Origin of the sequence: Anoxybacillus flavithermus (assembly GCF_002742685.1) — a bacterium.
GTDB lineage: Bacteria > Bacillota > Bacilli > Bacillales > Anoxybacillaceae > Anoxybacillus > Anoxybacillus flavithermus_E.
This window is the reverse complement of the sequence record NZ_PEDM01000061.1, coordinates 1-2944: the sequence shown is the minus strand read 5'-3', so window position 1 is coordinate 2944 and position 2944 is coordinate 1. Positions and strand designations below refer to the sequence as shown.

The following is a 2944-nucleotide window of genomic DNA, read 5'->3' as shown; positions in this document are numbered from 1 at the left end:
ATAAAGTGTGTTTAGTTAAGTTAGAAAGGGCGCACGGTGGATGCCTTGGCACTAGGAGCCGATGAAGGACGGGACAAACACCGATATGCTTCGGGGAGCTGTAAGTAAGCGTTGATCCGGAGATTTCCGAATGGGGGAACCCACTGTCCGTAATGGGGCAGTATCCATACGTGAATCCATAGCGTATGGAGGGCATACCCGGGGAACTGAAACATCTAAGTACCCGGAGGAGAAGAAAGCAAAAGCGATTCCCTGAGTAGCGGCGAGCGAAACGGGAACAGCCCAAACCAAGAGGCTTGCCTCTTGGGGTTGTAGGACACTCAATACGGAGTGACAAAGGAACGGAGTAGATGAAGCGGTCTGGAAAGGCCCGCCAGAGGAGGTAACAGCCCTGTAGTCGAAACTTCGTTCCCTCCTGAGTGGATCCTGAGTACGGCGGGACACGAGGAATCCCGTCGGAAGCAGGGAGGACCATCTCCCAAGGCTAAATACTCCCTAGTGACCGATAGTGAACCAGTACCGTGAGGGAAAGGTGAAAAGCACCCCGGGAGGGGAGTGAAAGAGAACCTGAAACCGTGTGCCTACAAGTAGTCAGAGCCCGTTTATGGGTGATGGCGTGCCTTTTGTAGAATGAACCGGCGAGTTACGATCTCGTGCGAGGTTAAGTCGAAAAGACGGAGCCGTAGCGAAAGCGAGTCTGAATAGGGCGTATAGTACGAGGTCGTAGACCCGAAACCAGGTGATCTACCCATGTCCAGGGTGAAGGTAGGGTAATACCTACTGGAGGCCCGAACCCACGCACGTTGAAAAGTGCGGGGATGAGGTGTGGGTAGGGGTGAAATGCCAATCGAACTTGGAGATAGCTGGTTCTCCCCGAAATAGCTTTAGGGCTAGCCTCGAGTTGAGAGTCTTGGAGGTAGAGCACTGATTGGGCTAGGGGCCCTCATCGGGTTACCGAACTCAGTCAAACTCCGAATGCCAATGACTTATACTCGGGAGTCAGACTACGAGTGATAAGATCCGTGGTCAAGAGGGAAACAGCCCAGATCACCAGCTAAGGTCCCAAAGTGTACGTTAAGTGGAAAAGGATGTGGAGTTGCTTAGACAACCAGGATGTTGGCTTAGAAGCAGCCACCATTTAAAGAGTGCGTAATAGCTCACTGGTCGAGTGACTCTGCGCCGAAAATGTACCGGGGCTAAACGTACCACCGAAGCTGTGGGACGACTTACGTCGTCGGTAGGGGAGCGTTCTAAGGGCGTCGAAGCTAGACCGGAAGGACTAGTGGAGCGCTTAGAAGTGAGAATGCCGGTGTGAGTAGCGAAAACAGAGGTGAGAATCCTCTGCACCGAAAGCCTAAGGTTTCCTGAGGAAGGCTCGTCCGCTCAGGGTTAGTCGGGACCTAAGCCGAGGCCGAAAGGCGTAGGCGATGGACAACAGGTTGATATTCCTGTACCACCTCCTCACCGTTTGAGCAATGGGGGGACGCAGGAGGATAGGGTCAGCGCGCGACTGGTTGTGCGCGTCCAAGCAGTTAGGCGCCTCAAGTAGGCAAATCCGCTTGAGTAGGCTGAGCTGTGATGGCGAGGGAAATGTAGTACCGAAGTGCCTGATTCCACACTGCCAAGAAAAGCCTCTAGCGAGGTGAGAGGTGCCCGTACCGCAAACCGACACAGGTAGGCGAGGAGAGAATCCTAAGGTGCGCGGGAGAACTCTCGTTAAGGAACTCGGCAAAATGACCCCGTAACTTCGGGAGAAGGGGTGCTCCCTCGGGTGAAAAGCCCAGGGGAGCCGCAGTGAAAAGGCCCAAGCGACTGTTTATCAAAAACACAGGTCTCTGCGAAGCCGTAAGGCGAAGTATAGGGGCTGACACCTGCCCGGTGCTGGAAGGTTAAGGGGAGCGCTTAGCGCAAGCGAAGGTGCGAACCGAAGCCCCAGTAAACGGCGGCCGTAACTATAACGGTCCTAAGGTAGCGAAATTCCTTGTCGGGTAAGTTCCGACCCGCACGAAAGGTGTAACGACTTGGGCACTGTCTCAACGAGAGACCCGGTGAAATCATAGTACCTGTGAAGATGCAGGTTACCCGCGACAGGACGGAAAGACCCCGTGGAGCTTTACTGCAGCCTGATATTGAATGTTGGTGCGACATGTACAGCATAGGTGGGAGACTGAGAAGCCTGGACGCCAGTCTAGGTGGAGTCGCCGTTGGGATACCACCCTTGTCGTACTGAGATTCTAACCCGCACCCCTGATCGGGGTGGGAGACAGTGTCAGGTGGGCAGTTTGACTGGGGCGGTCGCCTCCCAAAGCGTAACGGAGGCGCCCAAAGGTTCCCTCAGAATGGTTGGAAATCATTCGAAGAGTGTAAAGGCAGAAGGGAGCTTGACTGCGAGACCTACAAGTCGAGCAGGGACGAAAGTCGGGCTTAGTGATCCGGTGGTTCCGAATGGAAGGGCCATCGCTCAACGGATAAAAGCTACCCCGGGGATAACAGGCTTATCTCCCCCAAGAGTCCACATCGACGGGGAGGTTTGGCACCTCGATGTCGGCTCATCGCATCCTGGGGCTGTAGTCGGTCCCAAGGGTTGGGCTGTTCGCCCATTAAAGCGGTACGCGAGCTGGGTTCAGAACGTCGTGAGACAGTTCGGTCCCTATCCGTCGCGGGCGTAGGAAATTTGAGAGGAGCTGTCCTTAGTACGAGAGGACCGGGATGGACGCACCGCTGGTGTACCAGTTGTCCCGCCAGGGGCACAGCTGGGTAGCTATGTGCGGAAGGGATAAGCGCTGAAAGCATCTAAGCGTGAAGCCCCCCTCAAGATGAGATTTCCCATCGCGTCAAGCGAGTAAGATCCCTTGAAGATGACAAGGTAGATAGGTCCGAGGTGGAAGCGTGGCGACACGTGTAGCTGACGGATACTAATCGATCGAGGACTTAACTAAACACA

1 rRNA gene is annotated in these 2944 nt (G+C 54.8%); it reads left to right on the top strand.

Annotated elements, in window-relative coordinates:
- The first annotated feature begins 13 nt into the window (after positions 1-13).
- Positions 14-2939 (top strand): 23S ribosomal RNA (locus CS060_RS13805).
- Positions 2940-2944: the final 5 nt, after the last annotated feature.